We start from the raw sequence: 17683 nt of genomic DNA, 5'->3' as shown, positions 1-17683 counted from the left end.
TCGCACCTTTTGTGGCAGGTATTTACTGGATTATTGATAATGACAATGTAGTAATCCGTTGAAGGAGCCGGACTCGAGCGAGAACGGCGCCGAGGTCCCTGCCTCAACTGCGCGCGAGGCCCGGCAGCAGCACCCGCGCGTTCCTCCAACGGGTGGTTCGACGGAAGGCGCTACGGGCGCCCTACTGACCTGGGAAGCCGTGAGAGCTGGTCGTGCGGGTGCTGCTGCCGGTCAGGACGGCTGGACGTGGTCGAAGAGGGCGAGGGCTTCGGCAGGGTCCGGGCTCACGAGGCGTTCCAGACCGGCCGTCGTGATTTTCGCCCACCTGCCGGCCCGTTCACACATCCGTTCCTCGAAGGCACAGACGGCGGCGTCCAGATCTTCCGGGTCGGCAGCGATGGACTCCGCGAGCTCGGCACCGTCCAGCATTGCGAGGTTCGCGCCTGCCCCCAACGGTGGCATCAGGTGGGCGGCGTCGCCCAGCAGCGTCACCCCGCGGACGTGGGCCCAGGTGTGGGATTCGGGCAGGACGTAGAAGGGGCGGTGGACGAAAGCGGTGCCGTGGCCGACCAGGTCTAGGACGGGAGCGGCCCAGCCGTCGAACAGAGCCAGAAGGCCCGATCGCACTGCCTCGGCGTCGGCCAGGTCCAGGCCCGCGTGCCAGTCCAGCGGCGCGCGGAACTTGGCGTACACCTTGACGTGACCGCCGCTGTTGCGCTGGGCGACGAGAGATCGGTTCGCGCCGTACACGGCCACCGAACCGTCGCCGATCACCTGTGCGAGGTCAGGGTGGCGGGTGTCGATGTCGTCGAGGGAGGTCTCGACCGAGGTGACGCCGGTGTAGTGCGGCGTCACCGACGAGACTGCCGGGCGGACCCGGGACCAGGCACCGTCCGCGCCCACCACGAGATCGAACGTCTCCTGCCGCCCGTCCGCGAAATGAACAAGTACGCCATCCCCGGCCCCCGGCACCACCTGCACCACCTCTCGCCCCCACTGCACGTCGAGAGGGTCGAGCAGTAGGTCACGGAGTTGCCCGCGGTCGATCTCCGGGTTGGTCCGCTCATCCGGACCAGGCTGCCAGTCCCGCAGGACGGTCCCAGCAGCGTCCAGGATGCGCATGGCCTGCCCCTCGGGACGGGACAGCGCCTGGAACTCTGCCAACAGCCCCGCCTTGTCCAGTGCCAGCTGGCCCATCCCTTCGTGCAGGTCCAGCGTGCCGCCTGGGGGGCGGGAGTCGGGCGCGGGATCGCGTTCAAGGACGGCGACGGGGTAGCCGTGGCGGTGCAGGACACGGGCAAGGGTGAGTCCCCCCGGGCCGCCGCCGACCACAGCGATACGATGTCTCATGGCGATACAGCGTATCGCGCTCTGACGACGCATCGCCACGGTAGGGAGTGACCATGACTGTGTGGGACCGGCCGGAGCCGCCGAATCCCCCCGTGCCGCTCGACCGGGAGCAGGTCATCGCCGCCTCCATCGCGCTGGCCGACGAGGGCGGGCTGGAGGCGGTGTCGTTGCGCAAGGTCGCCGCCCGGCTGAACGCCGGCCCGATGCGGCTGTACGGATACATCTCCACGAAGGACGAGTTGTTCGACCTCATGGCCGACGAGGTCTACGCCGAGATTCTCCCCGGGGAGCAACCCGGTGACTGGCGGGAGGCGCTGCGCATCCTCGCCCACCGGACCAGGCAGGCCGCTCTGCGTCACGAATGGCTGGCTGACCTGCTCGGCGGCCGCCCGACCCTGGGCCCGAACGGCTTCGCCGTGACCGAGGCCAAGCTGGCAGCCCTCGACGGCCTCGCCGATATCGACACCGTCCTGCGCGCCGTGGAGACTGTCAGCGCCTACTGCACCGGTGCGATCAGGCGCGAGATCGCGAACCTACGGGCCGAGCGCGCCACGGGCCTGTCCAAGCGCGACTGGCAGCGCGCCTCCGGCCCCCACGTGACGAGAATGTTGGCCACGGGCCGCTTCCCGGCGCTGACCAAGGCCGTGCACGACGGCACGGAGGTGGACGCCGAGACGTCCTTTGCGACCGGTCTGGACTGGGTCCTCGACGCCGTGGCCGCCAAACTCACCCGACCGCCGGCGTGACTCACGCGCCCGCTCAGGGGCGGAGCCAGCGATCGAACCAGGCGCGGGTTCGGCGCAGGACGTCGAGTTGGTGGTTGCGTTCCCGGATCGAGTGGCCCTCTCTCGGGTAGATCACGAACTCTTGCTCGACGTCGAAGTGGCGCAGCGCCCGGTGGAGGTACACGGCCTGTCCGAGGGGGACGTTGGTGTCCTCGGCGCCGTGCAGGATGAGCACCGGAGTGCGGATTCGGCTGGCGAAGGAGATCGGGCTGACCGCGTCATGGGGGTGCGGGCCGATACCGGACCAGCCGGTGCTGCCGCCGAGCGCGGCTTCGAACTGGCCGTTCTCCCCGGTCGCGGCGAGCATGCCCCAGTCGATGATGCCGGCGCCGACCAGCGCGGCGCGGAAGCGGTCGGTCTGGCCGACGGCCCAGGCGGACATGAAGCCGCCGTGGCTCCAGCCGGCAATGCCCAAGCGGTCGGGGTCGGCGATGCCTTCGGCGATGAGCAGGTCGATGCCGGTCAGGATGTCGGTCCACTCCTGCTGGCCGACCTGGCCGGCGACGCTGGCCGCGAACTGGTGGCCCCGGCCCTGGCCGCCGCGCGGGTTGGGGAGCAACACGGCGTAGCCGGCGGCGGCCAACCACTGCGCGCTGGGGAACCAGAACAACTGGCAACGGTCGGCGTAGCGGTCGTACGGGCCCCCGTGCACGATCGTGACCAGCGGGAACGGGCCCTCCGACGCGGTTCTTCCGACCGGCAGTACGAGCAGGCCGTCCAGGTCCAGGCCGTCGGTGGCGCGGTAGGCCAGCGGTTGTTGCGTGCCGAGTGTGATGCCGTCCAGTTCCGGCCGGGTGTTGGTGATTCTTCGCAGCGGCCCGGTTGGCGCTCCGATCTGAACGTTCGGGAGCTGATGGCGGGTGCCGGTGAGCACCGCGATTGTGTCGCCGGTAGGGGTGGTGGTGAGGTTGTCGAGGCGTCCAGGGTGATGCGACAGGGTCGTGAGGTCGGTGGGGTCGAGCCGGGCCAGCGTCGTGTTCAGGCCGTCGGCGAACACCACCAGCGGGGCGGCGTCGGTCTGGCGAAGTTCGGTGGGGCACATCGTGCGATCAGCGGTGCGGTTGCGCAGGACGCGGCTGTCCACGGCCAGGTCGAACACGGCGGTGCCGGCCTGCAGAACCGGTGGGGTGAGCGCGATGTAAGCGAGGTGCCAACCGTCCTCGCCGGGCCACCAGGCCAGAGATCGTGCGTCGGCCTCGACCGGTGCGAGATTCTCCGCGGTCCTGGTCGTCGGGTCGTACAGGTGCAGTTGGCCGGTGCGCGGACCGTGGTCGTTGTCGGCGGTGGCCCAGGTCAGCACGGCGAGTGGACCGCCGTCGGGGCGTTGCCGCAGTTCCACGACATGCCGGCCACCGAACACCTTCGGGGTGGTGACCCGGCCGGTGCGCAGGTCGAGCAGGCGCAACCGTGCACGCGGTTCGCGCTCGCCGACGACGATGGCGTCGTCGCGGTCCCGGGCGCGACGCGCGTCCTGCTCGGTGGGTTCGTCCTCGGCGAGCAGGGCCACCAGGTCGGGGTCGGTGAGCGGCAGGTAGTCGATGACGCCGCCGCGCCAGCCGGTCAACGTGGCCGTCGTGCCGTCGGTGGGGGTGAGCCGGTGTAGTTGCGGAATGCCGCGGTCGGCGCGGTCGGAGAGGAAGAACAGCGTCTCCGAGTCGGCCGACCAGCGTGGCCGGGATTCGGTTGCGGTGTCGGTGGTCGCGCGACGCGGCGCGACGGCGGCGTCGGTGTCGACGAGCCAGAGTTCGGTGTCGCTGTGGTCACCGGTGCGGCTGCTGGGAGCGAGGACGTAGCAGAGCAGGCGCCCGTTCGGTGCGAGCGCTGGGGCCTGTGGAGCGCAACCATCGACCACGAGCTCGGCGGTCAAACCCGTCATGCGGTGAGTCTGCCAGCATCCACAGAACGCCATGCGATCCCTCCGCTGCCGGATCGACGCACCGGCGAGTTCCCGTTGCGAGTGGCGAGGCATGATGTCCTCATGGACGCGTCCGCCAGCCATGGCGCGAGCGAGAACGGCTCGTCGCCGCCTGAGCCGCGTGTCTTCCGCAGCCGGGGCAAGTAGAGCGTGACCTGATGTTCTCCGTAGAGGAACGCGACCTGATCCAGCGGCGGCTGCTGCACCTGGCGGAACAAGATCCCGCTGTCGTCGCCGCCGCGATCACCGGCTCGCACGCCACAAACGATGAGGATCGCTGGTCGGACATCGATCTGGCCTTCGGGATCAGCGGTCCCCTCGACGCCGTCCTGCAACGCTGGACCCAACAGATGTATCAGGACTTCACGGCGGTCCACCACTGGGATCTGAGGTCCGGGTCTGCGATCTACCGGGTGTTCCTGCTGCCTCGCTGCCTGGAAGTCGACCTCTCGTTCAGCCCGGAGGCCGAGTTCGGGGCGCGCGGCCCGAGTTGGCGACTCATATTCGGGCGATCCACTGCACCCCCAGCTCCCGCGCCGAGCGGCCACGACGAGATGGCCGGCCTGGCATGGCACCACGCGCTACACGCGAGGATCAGCATCGAACGAGGCAGATACTGGCAAGCGGAGCACTGGATCAGCGCCCTGCGCACCCAGACAATCGCCCTCGCCTGCCAACGACTGGGCCACTCCACCAGCTACGCCAAAGGCGCGCACCTACTGCCCGGCGAGATCACCGGACCGCTCGAACCGACACTGGTCCGCTCCATTGACGAGCCCGAGTTACGCCGTGCGCTCTCGGCCGCCGCAGCGGCCCTGACCGCGGAACTCACTCGCACGGACCTGACCCTGGCCGCTCGGCTACGCCCGATTCTCACCGACCTTGCCGCGATCGTTGGGCCGCCGCAAACCAGCGAGCCGCAGGCCGAGTTGCCTCAGAAACACTGAGACCCCGGCCTTGCCTGTCCCCCGCAGTGCGACACCGCAGCCAGCACCGCATGCGCCCCGGACTGCTACCGAGCCGCCAACGCCGTGTTCATCGACGCCTCACGCCGACATCCGCCTGGCGCGGCCGTTCGGTGGTGGGATGGTGGCCGCCGTCGATGGGACGTGACTCGTCGTCCCGCTCCGCACGCGGGTCGCGGCGCCGATGGTCAAGATCTTGGGTGGGCGCCAGGCCCGGGCAACAGGTCGATGTCCGTAGCCCGCATGGGCTGTTCGCACTCCGAGCACCGTAGTTCCACATGACTGACCTTGCCGCAGGCGTGGTGGCGGTAGAGCACCGGCGGGCCGGCCTCGCCCGCCGTCCACCGGTCACCCCACCGCACCATGACAAGCAGCAGATCACATAGCTCCCTGCCCTTTTCGGTGAGCAGGTATTCGTGCCGGACCGGCCGGGCGGAATACTCACTCCGGGCCAGGACGCCCTGTTCGACCAGCCAGTTCAGCCGCTCGGCGAGCACCTTGCGGGACATGCCGAGTCCCCGCTGGAGTTGCTCGAAGCGGTGCGTGCCGGCGTAGACGTCCCGCAAGATCAGCGGCGACCACGGCTCGCCGATGACGTCGAGGGTGCGGGCGATCGAACACGCCATGGCGCCGAATTGCGTTCGCTGCATGACGCCACGATACGCAAGGTGGTTCCTTCAAGGAACCGACTCTGTTAGCGTCACATCAGTCCGTCTCCTCAAGGAACGGACCAGTCTGTGCCCCTCCACGCGCTCATGGAAGCCGAAAGAGGCCCCTATGACCCCTCCGCCGATCGTGCCGACCGAGGACTGGCAAGACGCAGTGAACACCTTGCGCGTCCACGAAAAGGCACTCACCCGTCAGCTCGACGCAGTGGCCGCGGCACGTCGCCGACTGCCGATGACGCCGGTCGAGCAGGACTACGTGTTCGAGGGCCCGTCCGGGCCTGCCAGTCTGTCCGACTTGTTCCAAGGCCGCCGCCAGCTCATCGTGTACACCTTCATGTGGCACGGCGTCGACGCTGTCTGCTCCGGCTGCTCGATGTTCACCGACAACGTCGGACACCCGGCCCACCTCAACGCTCGCGACGTCACCCTGGCGTTGACGTCCCAGGGCCCACTGGACGACCTGCTGGCGCTGCGGCGGCGAATGGGTTGGGCACTGCCCTGGTACTCGTCACTGAACAACAGCTTCAACGCCGACATGGGAACCGGTGACGGATTCGCGCTGAACGTGTTCCTCCGTGCCGACGACCGGATCTTCCGCACGTACACCACCACCGCCCGGGGCGTGGAACGGCTCGGCAGTAACTGGTCCTTCCTCGACCTGACGCCATACGGCCGGCAGGAGACCTGGGAGGACTCGCCGGAAGGCTGGCCGCAGACCCAGCCCTACCAGTGGTGGCGGCTGCACGACGAGTACGAGACGACCAAGGATCCGTCATGAGAGTCGACACGCCAGTCGCCGAGCTCCTCTTCCACGAGGAAGATGCGACACCCTTCAACACCGACGTGGCGACCCTCAAGACCTGGATCCAGGCACTGGCCTGTCTGGAGTCGGCCCCCAAGTGTTGGCTGTCCACTGTGGCACCGGACGGCCGTCCACATGCCGCGCCGGTGATGGTGGTGCTGGTGGACGGGGCGCCGTGCATTGCGAGCCGCCCGAACTCCCGCAAGAGCCGAAACCTGGCCCGCAACCCCCGCGCTGTCATCACAGTGAGCGGCGACGACCTCGACCTGGTGGTGAGCGCTGACGCTCACCAGGTGTCGGGCGGCGCCGCGCTACGCCAGGTGGCCGCCGCCTTCGCGACAAAGTACGACTGGACGTTCACCATCAGGGACGACCGAGTCTGGGACGAAAGTCTGCCGGGATCGCCCCAGTACGCCTTCTACGTGGTCTCCCCCGTCCGGGCTTTCGGCTACGGCCCGGACGGGCTGACCGCGACCCGTTGGCGGTTCAACAGCACCTGACTGATTGACACTCGCGTCCAGCCTCACACCATCAGTGACCGCTCGGAGCGACCCGGAGCGTCGTCCCGAGCGGTCACTGATGGTTGCTCGCACTCCTCGACCTCGACGCCGGCCTGAGATCAGTGGGCGGGCTCACCGAACCAGCGGGAGAGGTGCTCGTCCAGGTCCTGCTGATCGTCACCGATCCAGGCGACGTGCCCGTCGGGACGCAGCAGGACACAGGGGACGTCCAGCTCCGCGGTGGGATCCGCCAGGTGATCGACCCGGTCTGACCAGCCGCCGACGGTCAGGCGCTCGGTGCGGTCCAACAGCAGGCCGCGGCCCTGGTGCAGCAGACCGTACAGGTGGCCCTGTTTCACGTCGATGTCGCGCAGGCGGCGACCGAGCAGGTCGGGGCCCGCGCCGAAGTCGTAGCGGATACCGATGGCGGTGATCTTCTCAAGCAGATGGAGGTTCACCTCGTCGAAGTCCATCAACTCGATGAGCAGTCTCCGCACCGCCTGCGGGCCTGGCTCGGTGGACAGCAGTTCCGTCTGGGCTCGGGTGTTGTCCAGCACCTCCTCGGCGACCGGGCGCCGTTCGGCCTGGTAGGTGTCCAGCAGCGTCTCCGGCGCCCAGCCGCGGATCCGCGCGGCCAGTTTCCAGCCGAGGTTGAATGCGTCCTGAACGCCGAGGTTGAGGCCCTGTCCGCCGATGGGCGGATGGATGTGCGCTGCGTCGCCGGCCAGCAGCACCCGCCCGACCCGATAACGGTCGGCCAGCCGCATGGCATCGCCGAAGCGGGACAACCAGCGCGGGGAGTGCACACCGAAGTCGGTCCCGGCGATGGCGCGCAACTGGCGCTTGAAATCCTCGAGGGTGGGCGGTTCGGCGCGGTCACTGATGCCGGCGGCGGGCACGAGGACGCTGTAGACCCCAACGCCAACCGGCCGGAGCCAGAATCGCTGATGGGTCTCGCGGATCTCGGCCACCTTGACGGCGATCTCCTCCTGGGGCACGCCCACTTCCATCTCGCCCATCAGGCTCTCGGTCCGCGCGGCCTCGCCGGGGAAGCCGACACCGAGGAGTTTGCGCACCGTGCTGCGCCCGCCGTCGCAGCCGACGAGGTAGCGCGACCGCAGCCGTTCCCCGTCGGCCAGCTCGACTGTCACACCCTCGTCGTCCTGCTCGAAACCGGCGACCGCACGGCCGCGCCGGACCTGCGCGCCCAGTTCGGTGGCGTGTTGTTCGAGTAGACGTTCGATGACCGGCTGCCGGACACCCAAGAGGTAGGCGTACCGGGAGTCCAGGCCCTTGGGCGCGGGCTTGGGGATGGCGGCGAAGAAGGCGCTGGCCGGACGCTGCCGCCCGTGCGGGAGGATGCGTTCCAGCAGCCCACGCATCGCCATCAGCTCCAGACTGCGAATGTGCAGGCCGACGATGCGGGCGGCCGACGGCGGCTCGGTCTCCTTCTCCAGAACGAGTACCCGGACATCGTGCAGCCGCAGCTCGGCGGCGAGCATCGCGCCGGTCGGCCCGCACCCGGCGATGATCACGTCGTACGCGGGGGACGCGCTGTCGGTGCCGGAAGTCGACGACGATGGGCGGCCGCTGACGGTGGAATCGGTCTCGACCGGGTCGGTCGACGGCGGCTCGGCGGTGAATTGCGGAGGGTGCATAGGTGTTGCCTCTCGGGAGTGCCGTGTTGGCAAGGCGCTCCCGGCGACACCTACGTCAATCGCCCGACCGTGACGGCAGGGGGAGCACCCACATCGCTACAACGTTCATGGGTCTCACCTCCTCGGGCGGTGTCGCGGTCAGCTGCAAGCTATCTCCCCCGGCCTGCTCCCGTCGACTGGTTTCCCGGTCAGGTGATCACGGCGTCGGGTGGGCCAGGGATCGGTGCAGCCACTCGGCCATCAGCGCGCGTTCGGCATCGGTGAGCCCCGGGAGGTCGGGCAGCACCGTCGCGAAGGTCACCGCGACCGCGTTCGTGGTCGTGTCGGGTGTCGCCGGAGCTGTCGCCAGAATGCTGGTGAGCACGGCCTCGAGCATGGCCTCGCCCAGGCCGATGTCGCGCTGGTCGGCGGGCATTCCCAGCAGGGTGAGGATGGTTCCGTTGCCCGCAGAGTGGATCATCAGGAGCGCACGCTGCTCGTCGACCCGGAGGAGGCCGGCTTCGGCGAGTCGCCGGGCGCGGCGACGGAGCACGTCGAGGCCGGCGACCGTTGCCGGCGAGGGCGCTGCGCTCCCCCGTGCGGCGAGCAGCGCGTACAGCTCGGGGTTTGTCAGGCCGAACTCCACGTGCGCGCGCCATCCGGAGCGCAGGTCCGCGACGGGGTCGCCCGTCGCGACGTCCGCTGCGGCCGATTTGCCGCTGACGTAGGTGGCCATGACGTGTTCGGCGACCGCGTCGATGAGGCCGTCCTTGTCGCCGAACAGGCGATAGATGGTCGGTGCCTGTACGCCCGCGGCCTGGGCGACGGCGCGCGTGGTCACCGCGTTCGCGCCCTTCTCCCGCAGCAGTTGGGTCGCTGCCGCGACGATGCCCGCACGGACGTCGTCACGGGCGTCCTGCGTCGTCACCATGAACCGATGCTAACAGCGCCTTGTTATCTGTGAATTATCGGTGTTAACGTTCGCGACGTAACGCCGATAACAAGGAGTGTTCATCATGATCGTCGTCACCGGTGCCACCGGCCAGCTGGGGTCCCAGATCGTCGACCGGCTGCTCGACCGGCTGCCACCCGACGCCGTCGGGGTGAGCGTGCGCGACGTCGACAGGGCCGCGGGCCTCGCCGAGCGTGGGGTGCGGGTACGCGCCGGAGACTTCACCGACCCGGCGACGCTGGGGCACGCCTTCGAGGGTGCCGACAAGGTCCTCGTCGTCTCCGCCGCCATCCGCGGCCCCGGCGCGCTCGTCGCCAACCGCGCCGCCATCGACGCCGCCCGCGCCGTGGGAGCCAAGCGGATCCTGTACACCAGCCACCAGGCCGCCTCCCGGGACTCGCTCTTCGCCGCCCAGCCCACGCACGCCGTCACCGAGGAGCACCTCGCCGGGCTGGGGGTTCCCTTCACCGCCCTGCGCAACGGGTTCTACGCGAGCACGCTCAGCTTCTCCATCGGTACGGCGCTGGAGACCGGTCGACTCGTCGCACCGGCGGACGGCCCGGTGTCCTGGACCGCGCACGCCGACCTGGCCGAGGCCGCAGCCGTCGCCCTGACCGAGGAGGGCCTGCTCGATGGCATCACGCCGGCGTTGACCGCAGCGGAGGCACTCGACCTCGAAGCGGTGGCCGGGATTCTCGCCGACATCACGGGCCGCACCGTTACCCGAGTGGTAGTCGGCGACGAGGAGTGGAAGGCCGAAGCCGTCGCGGGTGGCATGCCCGCAGCAGCCGCCGACTTCACCCTCGGCCTGTACCGCGCGGCGCGACGCGGAGAGTTCGCCGTCACCGACCCGACGTTGCAGGCCCTCATCGGTCGCCGCCCGACCTCCGCCCGCTCGGTGCTCGAGGCCATCGTCGCCGCCCGATGAGCCGTGCTCGTCGACAGCGCGGCGACCTCAGGATTCTCGCCGTCGGCCGGAATCCAGGAGGCGGCGCAACGCGGCCTCGTCCCCGGTGACGACGGTCGCACCGGTGGCGCGAGCGGCGGCCAGCGAGGTCGAGCCGTTCAGCAGGGCGTTGAGCGTCGCGGGGTCGCTGCGCAGGCCGGCGTGCGAATGGGCTGGCTCGCCAGGTTCGATGTGCACCCGACCGTCCTGGGTGCGGATGGTCCACACCTGGTCGGCGAGCTCAAACCGGTAGGTGGCCGGCGGCTCCTGTGGGCTCGGCCGTAGTGAACCGCGCAGAAACAGCAGCACCGAGGTCACGCTGAGGTGGACGGGAGCCGACGGCAGGGGTACACGAAGACCCCAGCCGCCAAGAGCCAGCACGATCGGTTCCAGCTCACGTCCGCCCTCGGTGAGGTCGTACACCACCGAGGCTGCGGGGGGTGGCAGCCGGCGTTGGCGCAGCACCCCGTGGCCTTCCAGTTCGCGCAGCCGGTCGGTGAGCAGGTTGGAGCTGACCCCGGGCAGTGCCCGGCGCAGGTCGGAGAAGCGCTGCGGGCCGAGGAGGAGTTCGCGGACGACGAGCAGCGCCCAGCGTTCCCCGACGACGTCGAGGGCTCGGGCGATCCCGCAGGCGTCGCCGTAGGTACGACTGGTCGGCATGTCGGCGCTCCCTCCCCACTGCTCAGTTACATGTTAATCACCTTCCCGTGGTTGTTATAAACAACCACGGGGGTTACCGTCTCGGCAGACAGGTTGACGCCGGAGGGAGCACGGTCATGGGAATGCCAGTGGTGCACTTCGAGATCATCGGCACCGACCCGCAGCGGTTGCGCAGCTACTACGGCGACCTCTTCGACTGGCGGTTCGATGTCACCAGCGACGCCGCCGAGGCGGTTTCGGCGCCGGGGCACTACGGGTTCGTCCAGCCCGACGGCGGCGGAATCCCAGGCGGCGTCGGTGGCGGCGCCGACTATCCCCACCGGACGCTGTTCTACGTCGGCGTACCCGATGTGGAGGCGGCGTTGCGGCAGGCCGAACGCCTCGGCGGCGCCCGGGTGTCGGGGCCACACCCCAACCCCGACGGTACGTTGCAGGTCGGCTTCTTCACCGACCCGGAAGGACACCTCGTCGGGCTTGCCGCCGCCGTACCCGCCACGGCGAGGTGACCCTCGACCGGGTCGAGTCCCACGCATCGGCGACGCCATCCGGGGGGCACCCGCACCGCGCTGTAAGACGAGATCAGCGGCGTCCGGCCACACACTGTGGTGTCAGCGCAGCATCGCCCGGGTCATCCGACGGGTGGCGACGTACATCGCGATCGAGCCGAACGCGACGAGGTAGGCCACCGGGATCAGTAACTCCCAGCCGAGATGGCCCAACGCGGGTTCCCTGACCAGCTCGATGCTGTGGTAGAGCGGCAGCGCCTGGATCAGGGGCCGCACCGCCTCCGGGTAGACCGACAGGGGATAGAACGTCGTCGCGAACAGGTACATCGGCAGCATGAAGAGCTGGATGTACTGGAAGTCGGGGAAGTCGCGCAGGTACGTCGTGACGGCCAGTCCGCCGGCCGCGAACGCGTACGAGATCAGCACCGACGCCGGTAGGGCCAGCAGCACCCAAGCCGACGTGACCAGCCCGCCGACGGCCATGAGGGTGAGGAATCCGATCGACGTCAGCAGCCCGTTGATCATCGCGCTGATCACCTCGCCGACGGCGATGTCGGTGACGGAGAGCGGTGTCGGCAGGATCGCCTCGTAGGTCCTCTCGACCCTCATGCGGATGAACACACCGAAGCTCGTCTGGTTGAACGCCGTGTTCATCGCCGTGGTCGCCAGGATCGCCGGGGCCACGTAGGCGGCGTACGGGACGTCGACACCGGGGACCGTGCCGACGAGCATTCCGACGCCGACGCCGATCGACAGCAGGTACAGGATCGGTTCGACGAGCGCGTTGAGCAGCGGTGTGACCGACCGGCGGTAGATCATGAAGTTGCGTTCGATGAGCGCCAGGGCCCGGCGGCTGGTCCAGTCGGGTACGGCGACTGTGGTCATGGTGTCTCCCCGAGGCGTTGGGCGTGGGCCGTCACGGGTGCAGCCGTCGGCGGTAGGTGACCCGGGCGACCAGGAAACCGCCGATGGCGAGCACCAGCAGGTAGCCGATGTGGACGGAGCTGCCGGTGATGGTCGCTGTGCCGAGGCTGAGCGTGCGGCACAGCTCCACCCCGTGCCAGAGCGGCAGCAGGTAGGACACCGGTCGGATCCACTCGGGTAGCTGCGAGACCGCGAAGAACGTGCCGGAGAACATGTAGAGCGGCATGATGACGAAGCGGAACACCGTGTCGATCTGGCGCAGCTTGCGGACGCCGACCGCCCACGCGGCGGCGGGTGCCGCGAACGCGACCCCGGTCAGCGTCGCGCCGAGTAGGGCGCCGAGGGCCCACCATCCCCCGATCAACCCGAACGCGGCCATCACCACGATGAAGGCGCCGCTGGCGATGAGCACCCGGAAGGTGATGAAGAGCAGGTGCCCAGCGGCGAGCTGCTGCGGCGTCAGCGGCGTCGGTGTGGCGCTGCGGTACGCCCCGAAGCCCGCAGCTCGGGCGACGCCCGCGGACCCTTCCAGGAAGGCGTTCTGCATGGCGGCGGCGGCCAGCATGCCCGGGGCGAAGAACGCCGCGTAGGAGACGCCGGCGATCTGGGCCGGCGCATTGTCGTCGACGAGGGCGCCCAGCCCGGCCCCGATACCGATGAGGAACAGCAACGGGTTCAGCACGTTGAGCACGATCGAGCCACGCCAGGTACGCCGGTAGAGCGTGACCCAGTAGCCGAATACACGAAACACCGGTGCTCTCTCCCTGTTACTCGATGAGCGATCGGCCGGTGAGCTTGAGGAACACGTCCTCCAACGTCGCGCGGCGGACCAGTGCGGTGAGCGGCGTGAGCGACATGGCGTGCACAGTGGTGAGGGCGGCCTCGCCGTCGGCGGTGTAGACGAGCACCCGGTCGGGGAGCAGTTCGACGCGGCCGTCGGCGTCGGTGCCGCCGGTGGCCAGCGCCGACGTGCGCAGTTTCTCCGCAGCGGTGTCGCGTTCGTCGAGGCGGAAGCGGAGTTCCAGAACCTCCCGGGTGGCGTACCTGGTGATCAGTTCCCGGGGTGAGCCCTGCGCGACGATGCGACCGTGGTCCACCACGATGAGCCGGTCGCAGAGCTGCTCGGCCTCGTCCATGTAGTGCGTGGTGAGGATGAGCGTGACGCCCTGCTGTTTGAGCTGGAAGAGCCGGTCCCACAGGATGTGTCGGGCCTGCGGGTCGAGGCCGGTGGTCGGCTCGTCGAGTAGCAGGATGTCCGGTTCGTTGATCAGGGAGCGGGCGATGGTGAGCCGCCGTCGCATGCCGCCGGACAGCGTCTCGACCTGGTCGCCGGCCTTCTCCTGGAGCTGGGCGAAGTCGAGCAGCCGGGTCGCGCGGTCCCGGATGACGGCCCGCGGCAGGCCGAAGTATCGCCCGTAGATGTGCAGGTTCTCCCGCACGGTGAGCTCGTTGTCCAGGTGGTCGTCCTGGGTGACGACGCCGAGCCGGGCGCGGATCTCCGGCCCCTGTGTCATCGGGTCCATGCCCAGCACGCGCAGGCTGCCGCCGCTGATCGGCGACGTGGCGGCGATCATCCGCATGGTGGTCGACTTGCCGGCGCCGTTGGGGCCGAGAAGCCCGAACGACTCCCCTCGCTCAAGCGCGAAGTCGATGCCGTCGACCGCGCGGAACTCCGCAGTGGAACCACGTGCTGGATAGACCTTTGTCAGATTGCTCGCCTGAACCAAAGAGTGCTCGCTCACCACGGCAGTTTACGAACACGAACAGCGCCCTGCAAGATTCGAGCAAAGTTTTGTAATTTGCCGACTCTTCATCGAGAGTCCTTTCGCGACGGTTCGAGCACTCCCGGGGTCTCCCGTTTCGGCCGGCGGCAATTTGTAGGTTCTCTTCTTGACGGGCGGCTGACGTGTAGCTAAGTTTCAGCCACCCGGACTGAGAGGCGTCTATGCAGACCCGACTCGTTACCGCGACCGCCCTGGCGGCCACACTGGCGGCCACTCTCGCTCCCCTGCCTGCCCAGGCCGCCACGCCGGTGCGCCCATCGACCGCCGAGCACGGCTGGGTCACGTCGACGCTGCGACACATGAGCCTGGAGCAGAAGGTCGGACAACTCTTCGCCACCTACGTCTACGGCGATGACGCCACGGACCCCAGCGCCGCGGACCGGACCGCGAACCTCGCGGCCTTCGGTGTGGAGACACCGGCCGAGGTGATCGAGCGGTACCACCTGGGTGGCGTCTGCTACTTCTCCTGGTCGCACAACCTGGACAGCCCCCGACAGATCGCGACCCTCTCCAATGGACTGCAGAGGGCTGCCCGTGGCAACGGGGCAAAGGGCAGGGTGCCACTGCTCATCTCCACCGACCAGGAGCAGGGCGCGGTGGTGCGAATGCCCGCCCCCGCCGCCCAGTTCCCCGGGTCGATGGCGCTGGGCGCGGGGCGGTCGCCCCGGGCCGCCCGGACGGCGGCGGAGGTCACCGGACGCGAGCTGCGCGCCGTCGGCATCCAACAGCCGTACGCGCCGATCGCCGACGTCAACGTCAACCCGGGCAACCCGGTGATCGGCGTGCGGTCCTTCGGCGCCGACCCCACCCTCGTGGCCGACCTCACCGCCTCCCAGGTCACCGGTTTCCAGGACCGGGCCGGGGTGACCGCCGTGGCGAAGCACTTCCCCGGGCACGGCGACACAGCCACCGACAGCCACACCGGTCTCCCGGTGATCAACCACAGCCGCGCCGAGTGGGATCGGATCGACGCGCCGCCGTTCAAGCGTGCCATCCGCGCTGGTGTCGACACGATCATGACCGCGCACATCGTGGTCCCGGCGCTCGACCCGTCCGGCGACCCCGCGACCTTGTCGCCGACGATCCTCACCGGCGTGCTGCGCGGTGAGCTCGGTTTCCGGGGCGTCATCGTCACCGACGCGCTGAACATGGCTGGCGTGCGGGCGAAGTACGGCGACGAGCGGGTGCCCGTCCTGGCACTCAAGGCCGGCGCCGACCAGCTCCTGATGCCGCCGAATCTCGCGCTGGCACGGGACGCGGTGCTGCGGGCCGTCGCCACCGGCGAGCTCACCGAGCGTCGGATCGACGAGTCGGTCCGGCGCATCCTCGGCGTGAAGTATCGCCAGGGACTCGCCCGCTCGCCGCTGGTCGACGTCGAGAAGGCCGTCCGGACCGTCGGCGCTCCGGAGCACCTCGCCGCCGTCACCCAGGTCACCGACCCGACGCTCACCGCCGTCCGCAACGATGCCGGAGTGCTGCCCCTGCCCCACGCCGACCGGTCGGTCCTGATCACCGGCTGGGACAGCGCCGCCTTCGCCCCGGTCGCGACGGTCGCCGCCGGATTCACCACGCGTGGTGCCCGCGTCACCGCCCGACCGGCGACCCTGCCCTCTGACGCGACGATCACCGCCACGGCGAGCCAGGCCGCCGAGCACGACCTCACCGTCGTGCTCGTGAACAAGGCGTGGGACACCGCCGTCACCGACCCGCGGGCCACCCAGCAGCGCCTCGTCGCGGCGCTGCTCGGCGCCGGGAAACCCGTGGTCGTCGTGGCCGTCCGCGACCCGTATGACATCGCGTACCTGCCGGGTGTCACCACCTACCTGGCGACGTACTCGTACACCCGTGCGGCGATGGACGCCCTCGTCCGCGCGCTGCACGGCGAACTTTCCCCGAGCGGACGGCTGCCCGTCACGATCCCCACGGCCGAGGGGGCGGGCTCCGTGCTCTACCCCTTCGGCCACGGCCTGAGCTGGTAGGAGGCAAGCATGCAGCGGAGGAATTTCCTGGTCGGCGCGGTGGGCGCGGGCGCGCTGGGGGCGGGGGCGCTCGGTGTCGGACCGGCGGCGGCCAACTCCCGTGACCGTCGGGTCCGCACCGGCCTCGACGAGCTGGTGTCGTCCGGGTTCGCCGAACTCGCCGGTCAGCGCGTGGGCGTCGTCTCCAACCCGACCGGCGTCGATGCGTCCTACCGGCATCTCGTCGACCTGATGCACGGCTCCGGTCGGGTGCAACTGGTCGCGGCGTTCGGCCCCGAGCACGGCTTCCGCGGCTCCGCCCAGGCCGGTGGCAGCGAGGGAACCGGCGTCGACGCACGCACCGGCATCCCGGTGTACGACGCGTACGGCGCCTCGCAGGCCCGGTGGGAAGCGATGTTCACCGAGGCTGGGGTGGACACCGTGGTCTTCGACATCCAGGACGTCGGAGTCCGCTTCTATACCTACATCTGGACGATGTACACCTCGATGGTCGCCGCGGCCCGGGTCGGCAGACGCTACGTCGTGCTGGACCGGCCCAACCCGATCGGCGGGCGGGCCTACGGGCCGATGATGACCAGCCCGTACACCTCGGGTGTGGGTCTCAAAGAGATCATCCAGCAGCACGGGATGACCGTCGGAGAGCTGGCCCGGTTCTTCAACGCCACGTTCCTGCCGGCCGAGGCGGGACGACCGGTCGACCTGCACGTGGTGCGGTGCCGGCACTGGAAGCGCGACGCCCTCGCCGCCGACACCGGCGTGCCCTGGGTGATGCCCAGCCCGAACATGCCCACCCCGGACACCGCTCTGGTCTATCCGGGCACCGGGCTGTTCGAGGGTGTCGCCTCGATCACTGAGGGGCGCGGCACGTGTCGCCCGTTCGAGCTGATCGGCGGGCTGGCGACGGACTTCGACCACCACTGGGGTGACCGGCTCAACGCCCGGAACCTGCCCGGGGTCGAGTTCCGCGAGGCGTACTTCTCGCCGACCGCGGCCGGGCAGAAGCCGGACCTGCTCAACAAGCTCTGCGCCGGAGTCGAGGTCAAGGTCGTCGACCGGGCGGTGTACGACCCGATCCGCACCGGCGTGGCCATGCTCGTGGAGGCGCACAGGTACCCGGCGTTCGCCTGGCGACGCGACTCGTGGGACACCGTGCGCCCGTACTGGATCGACAAGCTCACCGGGTCGCCGCGACTGCGGACCCAGATCGATGCCGGAGCTGACGTGGACGACGTCGTCGGCGCCTGGGCCGAGGAGTTGGCGACCTTCAACCGGCGTCGCCGGCCCTACCTGCTCTACTGAGGAGTGCGGTG

General features: G+C 69.5%; 17 protein-coding genes. 8 read left to right on the top strand and 9 right to left on the bottom strand.

Annotated elements, in window-relative coordinates; all coding sequences use genetic code 11:
• Positions 1-231: 231 nt before the first annotated feature.
• Positions 232-1350: an FAD-dependent oxidoreductase gene (locus OH804_RS11230; RefSeq protein WP_406064887.1), complete on the bottom strand. Its 1119-nt coding sequence runs from the start codon at positions 1348-1350 to the stop codon at positions 232-234.
• 53 nt (positions 1351-1403) lie between these two features.
• Here OH804_RS11230 and OH804_RS11225 point away from each other — a divergent pair, with 53 nt between their 5' ends.
• Entirely contained in the window at positions 1404-2096 is a 693-nt protein-coding gene (locus OH804_RS11225; RefSeq protein WP_406064885.1) for a TetR/AcrR family transcriptional regulator, read from the top strand.
• 13 nt (positions 2097-2109) lie between these two features.
• Here the strand turns inward: OH804_RS11225 and OH804_RS11220 are convergent, their stop codons facing one another.
• Positions 2110-4011: a S9 family peptidase gene (locus OH804_RS11220; protein WP_406064883.1), complete on the bottom strand. Its 1902-nt coding sequence runs from the start codon at positions 4009-4011 to the stop codon at positions 2110-2112.
• A 197-nt stretch (positions 4012-4208) separates the two neighbouring features.
• Between OH804_RS11220 and OH804_RS11215 the strand changes: the two genes are divergently transcribed.
• Entirely contained in the window at positions 4209-4997 is a 789-nt protein-coding gene (locus tag OH804_RS11215) for a hypothetical protein (protein WP_406064881.1), read from the top strand.
• A 206-nt stretch (positions 4998-5203) separates the two neighbouring features.
• On the opposite strand, the gene OH804_RS11210 is transcribed toward OH804_RS11215, so the two are convergent.
• Complete coding sequence (locus OH804_RS11210; protein WP_196923163.1) at positions 5204-5665, bottom strand: helix-turn-helix domain-containing protein; 462 nt, start codon at positions 5663-5665, stop codon at positions 5204-5206.
• A gap of 127 nt (positions 5666-5792) precedes the next feature.
• Between OH804_RS11210 and OH804_RS11205 the strand changes: the two genes are divergently transcribed.
• Together OH804_RS11205 and OH804_RS11200 are read left to right on the top strand one after the other, a co-directional pair.
• The gene (locus OH804_RS11205; protein WP_406064879.1) at positions 5793-6461 is read left to right on the top strand and encodes a DUF899 domain-containing protein; all 669 of its coding nucleotides are present in this window, start codon (positions 5793-5795) and stop codon (positions 6459-6461) included.
• A complete protein-coding gene (locus OH804_RS11200; RefSeq protein WP_406064877.1) occupies positions 6458-6985 on the top strand; it encodes a pyridoxamine 5'-phosphate oxidase family protein in 528 nt (175 codons plus the stop codon). The genes OH804_RS11205 and OH804_RS11200 overlap by 4 nt, the downstream gene beginning before the upstream one ends.
• 119 nt (positions 6986-7104) lie before the next feature.
• Here OH804_RS11200 and rox read toward each other — a convergent pair whose 3' ends face one another.
• Together rox and OH804_RS11190 are read right to left on the bottom strand one after the other, a co-directional pair.
• The gene (rox, locus tag OH804_RS11195; RefSeq protein WP_406064875.1) at positions 7105-8643 is read right to left on the bottom strand and encodes a rifampin monooxygenase; all 1539 of its coding nucleotides are present in this window, start codon (positions 8641-8643) and stop codon (positions 7105-7107) included.
• A gap of 196 nt (positions 8644-8839) precedes the next feature.
• The gene (locus tag OH804_RS11190; protein WP_406064873.1) at positions 8840-9553 is read right to left on the bottom strand and encodes a TetR/AcrR family transcriptional regulator; all 714 of its coding nucleotides are present in this window, start codon (positions 9551-9553) and stop codon (positions 8840-8842) included.
• A gap of 85 nt (positions 9554-9638) precedes the next feature.
• Here OH804_RS11190 and OH804_RS11185 point away from each other — a divergent pair, with 85 nt between their 5' ends.
• A complete protein-coding gene (locus OH804_RS11185; RefSeq protein WP_406064871.1) occupies positions 9639-10502 on the top strand; it encodes an NAD(P)H-binding protein in 864 nt (287 codons plus the stop codon).
• 27 nt (positions 10503-10529) lie between these two features.
• On the opposite strand, the gene OH804_RS11180 is transcribed toward OH804_RS11185, so the two are convergent.
• A complete protein-coding gene (locus OH804_RS11180) occupies positions 10530-11180 on the bottom strand; it encodes a winged helix-turn-helix transcriptional regulator (RefSeq protein ID WP_406064869.1) in 651 nt (216 codons plus the stop codon).
• A gap of 116 nt (positions 11181-11296) precedes the next feature.
• Between OH804_RS11180 and OH804_RS11175 the strand changes: the two genes are divergently transcribed.
• Positions 11297-11686, top strand: a complete 390-nt coding sequence (locus OH804_RS11175; protein WP_406064867.1) for a VOC family protein — start codon at positions 11297-11299, stop codon at positions 11684-11686.
• A 102-nt stretch (positions 11687-11788) separates the two neighbouring features.
• Here OH804_RS11175 and OH804_RS11170 read toward each other — a convergent pair whose 3' ends face one another.
• The 3 genes from OH804_RS11170 to OH804_RS11160 are packed head-to-tail and all read right to left on the bottom strand — an operon-like array spanning position 11789 to position 14355.
• Complete coding sequence (locus OH804_RS11170; protein WP_406064865.1) at positions 11789-12571, bottom strand: ABC transporter permease; 783 nt, start codon at positions 12569-12571, stop codon at positions 11789-11791.
• 31 nt (positions 12572-12602) lie between these two features.
• Positions 12603-13361: an ABC transporter permease gene (locus OH804_RS11165; protein ID WP_406064863.1), complete on the bottom strand. Its 759-nt coding sequence runs from the start codon at positions 13359-13361 to the stop codon at positions 12603-12605.
• 16 nt (positions 13362-13377) lie between these two features.
• Entirely contained in the window at positions 13378-14355 is a 978-nt protein-coding gene (locus OH804_RS11160) for an ABC transporter ATP-binding protein (protein ID WP_406064861.1), read from the bottom strand.
• Positions 14356-14555: 200 nt separating this feature from the next.
• Here OH804_RS11160 and OH804_RS11155 point away from each other — a divergent pair, with 200 nt between their 5' ends.
• Entirely contained in the window at positions 14556-16373 is a 1818-nt protein-coding gene (locus tag OH804_RS11155; protein ID WP_406064859.1) for a glycoside hydrolase family 3 protein, read from the top strand.
• A gap of 9 nt (positions 16374-16382) precedes the next feature.
• The gene (locus OH804_RS11150) at positions 16383-17672 is read left to right on the top strand and encodes an exo-beta-N-acetylmuramidase NamZ domain-containing protein (protein ID WP_406064857.1); all 1290 of its coding nucleotides are present in this window, start codon (positions 16383-16385) and stop codon (positions 17670-17672) included.
• Positions 17673-17683: the final 11 nt, after the last annotated feature.

The organism is Micromonospora sp. NBC_00860 (assembly GCF_045207375.1).
Taxonomy (GTDB): domain Bacteria; phylum Actinomycetota; class Actinomycetes; order Mycobacteriales; family Micromonosporaceae; genus Micromonospora; species Micromonospora vinacea.
The sequence above is the reverse complement of the archived record's forward strand: the minus strand, read 5'-3'. Positions and strand labels throughout refer to the sequence as shown.

What these genes read in the sequence shown, in the direction of transcription:
- OH804_RS11225 (WP_406064885.1), top strand. Translation starts at nt 1,404, where the DNA reads ATGACTGTGTGGGACCGGCCGGAGCCGCCGAATCCCCCCGTGCCGCTC.
- OH804_RS11155 (WP_406064859.1), top strand. Translation starts at nt 14,556, where the DNA reads ATGCAGACCCGACTCGTTACCGCGACCGCCCTGGCGGCCACACTGGCG.
- OH804_RS11205 (WP_406064879.1), top strand. Translation starts at nt 5,793, where the DNA reads ATGACCCCTCCGCCGATCGTGCCGACCGAGGACTGGCAAGACGCAGTG.
- OH804_RS11220 (WP_406064883.1), bottom strand. Translation starts at nt 4,011, where the DNA reads ATGACGGGTTTGACCGCCGAGCTCGTGGTCGATGGTTGCGCTCCACAG.
- OH804_RS11210 (WP_196923163.1), bottom strand. Translation starts at nt 5,665, where the DNA reads ATGCAGCGAACGCAATTCGGCGCCATGGCGTGTTCGATCGCCCGCACC.
- OH804_RS11180 (WP_406064869.1), bottom strand. Translation starts at nt 11,180, where the DNA reads ATGCCGACCAGTCGTACCTACGGCGACGCCTGCGGGATCGCCCGAGCC.
- OH804_RS11175 (WP_406064867.1), top strand. Translation starts at nt 11,297, where the DNA reads ATGGGAATGCCAGTGGTGCACTTCGAGATCATCGGCACCGACCCGCAG.
- OH804_RS11190 (WP_406064873.1), bottom strand. Translation starts at nt 9,553, where the DNA reads ATGGTGACGACGCAGGACGCCCGTGACGACGTCCGTGCGGGCATCGTC.
- OH804_RS11170 (WP_406064865.1), bottom strand. Translation starts at nt 12,571, where the DNA reads ATGACCACAGTCGCCGTACCCGACTGGACCAGCCGCCGGGCCCTGGCG.
- OH804_RS11185 (WP_406064871.1), top strand. Translation starts at nt 9,639, where the DNA reads ATGATCGTCGTCACCGGTGCCACCGGCCAGCTGGGGTCCCAGATCGTC.
- OH804_RS11230 (WP_406064887.1), bottom strand. Translation starts at nt 1,350, where the DNA reads ATGAGACATCGTATCGCTGTGGTCGGCGGCGGCCCGGGGGGACTCACC.
- OH804_RS11215 (WP_406064881.1), top strand. Translation starts at nt 4,209, where the DNA reads ATGTTCTCCGTAGAGGAACGCGACCTGATCCAGCGGCGGCTGCTGCAC.
- rox (WP_406064875.1), bottom strand. Translation starts at nt 8,643, where the DNA reads ATGCACCCTCCGCAATTCACCGCCGAGCCGCCGTCGACCGACCCGGTC.
- OH804_RS11150 (WP_406064857.1), top strand. Translation starts at nt 16,383, where the DNA reads ATGCAGCGGAGGAATTTCCTGGTCGGCGCGGTGGGCGCGGGCGCGCTG.
- OH804_RS11200 (WP_406064877.1), top strand. Translation starts at nt 6,458, where the DNA reads ATGAGAGTCGACACGCCAGTCGCCGAGCTCCTCTTCCACGAGGAAGAT.